The 3,615-nt window shown below is 71.6% G+C and carries 1 protein-coding gene; it reads right to left on the bottom strand.

Annotated features, from left to right (window positions below; all coding sequences use genetic code 11):
- Nucleotides 1-3,615 (bottom strand): amino acid adenylation domain-containing protein (locus ACLEQD_RS39195; protein WP_410391001.1); only part of this gene is annotated, 3,615 nt, incomplete at both ends.

The following is a 3,615-nucleotide window of genomic DNA, read 5'->3' as shown; positions in this document are numbered from 1 at the left end:
TCGACCAGCCGTCCGACACGATGTGGTGCATCACCAGCACCAGCACGTGCTCCGTGTCCGTCAGCCGCAGCAGCTTCGCGCGGAAGAGTGGGCCCTGGCTCAAGTCGAACGGACGCTGGGTTTCACGCTGCGCGCGCCGCTGGGCTTCCGCCTCACGCTCCGCCTGGGGCAGCGCTTCGAGGTCCACCACCTCCAGCACCGCTCTCGCGGCAGGCGTGATGACCTGGAACGGCTGCCCGTCGCGGACCTGGAATGTGGTCCGCAGGGCTTCGTGACGCCGTACCAGCTCCGCGAACGTGCGCTCCAGGGCCGGCACGTCCAGCCGGCCCGACAGCCGGATGGCCGCGGGCAGGTTGTACTGGGTGCTTCCTGGCTGCAGCTGATCCAGGAACCACAGGCGCTGCTGCGCGAAGGACAACGGCTCCGCGCCGGTCCTCGCCACTGGCGCCAGGGCGGGGATGCCGGTGCGGCCAGCGTCGTGCGTTCCGCGCACCGCCGCGTCCACCTTCCGCGCGAGGCCGGACACCGTGGGCGACTCGAAGAGGGCTCGCAGCGGCAGCTCCACGCCGAACGCGGAGCGGATGCGCGACATCGCCTGGGTCGCCAGCAGCGAGTGGCCTCCCAGCTCGAAGAAGCTGTCCTCCGTCCCGACCTGCGGCACGCCCAGCACCTGCGCCCAGAGGCCCGCCAGCAGGGCTTCCGTCGGGGTGCTCGGGGCCACGTAGCGGTGCGTCCGCGATGCTCCGGCTTCGGGGGCGGGCAGCGCGCGCCGGTCCACCTTGCCGCTCGTATTGAGCGGCAGGGATTCCAGCGCCACGAACGCCGACGGCACCATGTATTCCGGCAGGTGCTCGCGCAGGAAGGGGGCGAACGCGCTGGTGTCCAGCGCGGCTCCGCCCTCACCCACGACGTACGCCACCAGCCTCCTGCCGCCCGGGGCGTCGTCGCGGACCATGACCACGCACTCGCGCACGGCCGGGTGCAGGGCGAGCGCCTGTTCAATCTCGCCCGGCTCGATGCGGAAGCCTCGGAGCTTGATCTGATCATCCGCGCGGCCGAGGAACTCCAGCGTGCCTTCGGCCAGCCAGCGCACCCGATCGCCCGTGCGATACAGGCGGGATCCGGGCTCGGTGGTGAAGGCATCCGGGAGGAAGCGCTCCGCCGTCAACGCGGGCCGGCGCAGGTAGCCGCGCGTGACGCCCGCGCCCGCGACGTACAGCTCGCCGCCGACCCCGACGGGGACCGGCCTCTGGCGGGCGTCCAGCACGTAGGCCCGCATGTTGGCGATGGGCTGGCCAATGGGCGGCGCCTGTGTCGACGCGCGCACCACCGCCGCGGTGGAGACCACCGTGCCCTCCGTGGGGCCGTAGTGGTTGACGACCTGGAACGGCAGGTGCGCGGCCTCCACGCGGTGCAGCCGGTCTCCGCCCGTCAGCAGCGTGCGGAGCGCCGTCGTGGCGGGCCACTCGCGGGTGGCGACCGCTTCCGCGAGCACCGTGGGCAGGAAGGCGATGGTGATGCCCCGCTCCGTCAGCCAGTGCACCAACTCGGCGGGCGCCGTGCGCACGTCGTCCGGAGGCAGGTGCAGGCTCGCGCCCGAGGTGAGCGTCGGCCAGATCTCCCAGACGGACGCGTCGAAGGCCAGGCCCGCGAGCTGCGTCGTGCGGTCCGCCGCCGTCATGGCGTACGCGCGCTGATGCCAGTCCACCAGGTTGCCGAGGCTCGCGTGTTCGACCTCCACGCCCTTCGGCCGGCCCGTGGAGCCCGACGTGTAGATGACGTAGGCGAGCCGTCCCGCCACCGGAGCGAGGGGCTCCGGAGTGACGAGGCGCTCCCAGTCCGAATCCACGCACACGACCGTCGCCGCGCCTTCCGGCAGGGTGTCCCGCAGCGAGCGCTGCGTGAGCACCACCGGCATCCGGGCGTCCTCCAGCAGGTACGCCAGCCGCTCGCGAGGATGGGCCGGGTCCAGCGGCACGTACGCGCCGCCCGCCTTGAGCACGGCCAGCATTCCCACCACCATGCCCGGCGAGCGCTCCACGCACAGGCCCACGCGGACCTCGGGGCCCACGCCCAGCGCGCGCAGGTGCCGGGCGAGCAGGTTCGATTGGGTCTCCAGCTCCCCGTACGTCAGCTTCACGCCCGTGGCCGACTCCACCGCCAGCGCTCCGGGCGTCCGCGCGGCCTGGGCCGCGAAGCGCTCGTGGACGGCGCCGTTCGCGGGGAACAGGGTCCGGGTGTCGTTCCATTGCACGAGGACCTGCTGGCGCTCGGCCGCGTCCAGCAGCGGCACGTCCCAGACGCCCACGTCCGCGTCGCTGGCGATCCCCTCCAGCAGCATCCCCAGGTGCTTCAGCATCCGCTCGGCGGTCGTGGCGTCGAAGAGGTCCGTGTTGAACTCGAGCGACGCGGCCAGGCCCGACGTGTCGTCGGTCATGGAGAGCGTCAGGTCGAACTTGGCCGTGCCTCCGTCCGTCTCCAACGAACGCAGCGACAGGCCCTCCGCCGGCGGTGCTTCCCGCGTGGACGCGGCGGTGTTGTTCAGGGTGAACATCACCTGGAAGAGCGGCGTGCGGCTCAGGTCGCGCTCGGGCTTCAGTTCCTCCACGAGCTTCTCGAACGGCACCTCCTGATGCGCGTACGCGCCCAGGGTCATCTCCTTCACCTGGCGCAGCACCTGCCGGAAGGACGCGCGGTCCTCCAGGTGGGTCCGGAGCACCAGCGTGTTGACGAAGAAGCCGATGAGACCCTCCAGCTCCGTGCGGTTGCGGCCCGCGATGGGCGTGCCCACGCTGATATCCGCCTGCCCGCTGTAGCGCGCGAGCAGCACCTGCCACGCCGCCAGCAGGACCATGAAGGGCGTCATGCCCTCCTGACGGGCCAGCGAGTTCAGCCGCTCACCCAGCCCGCGGGACCACACCACCGAGCGGTGGTCTCCGCGGAACGTCTGCACCGCGGGACGCGGCCGGTCCGTCGGCAGCTCCAGCGCCTGCGACGAGCCTGAGAGCTGTTCGCGCCACCACGCGAGCTGTGCTTCCAGCACGTCGTCGCGCAGCCACCCGCGCTGCCAGGCCGCGTAGTCCGCGTACTGCACCGGCAGCTCCGGCAACGGCGAAGGACGGTCCTGCGTGAAGGCCGAGTAGAGCGCCAACACCTCCCGGACGAGCACGTCCATGGACCAGCCGTCCGACACGATGTGATGCATGACCAGTACCAGCACGTGCTCCGTCTCCGACAGCCGCAGCAACGTCACCCGCAGCAGCGGATCCCGGCTCAGATCGAAGGGACGGCGGACCTCCCGGTCGATGTGGCGGCGGACCTCGGCGTCGGACTGGGCCTCGATGGGCACCCACGTCAGCGCCAGTTCCCGCGAGGGTTCGATGTGCTGGATGGGCTGGCCATCCCGGACCTGGAACGTCGTGCGCAGGGCTTCGTGACGACGCACCAGCTCCGTGAAGGTGCGGCGGAGTGCTTCGACATCCAGGGTGCCGGTGAGTCGGACCGCGGCCGGGAGGTTGTAGGAGGCGCTTCCCGGCTGGAGTTGATCGAGCAGCCACAACCGCTGCTGCGCGAAGGACAACGGCGCCTGACCCGTGCGAGCCGTGGCCACGAGCT

The organism is Corallococcus sp. 4LFB (genome assembly GCF_046520365.1).
Classification (GTDB): domain Bacteria; phylum Myxococcota; class Myxococcia; order Myxococcales; family Myxococcaceae; genus Corallococcus; species Corallococcus caeni.
This window is presented reverse-complemented; position numbering and strand designations above follow the sequence as displayed.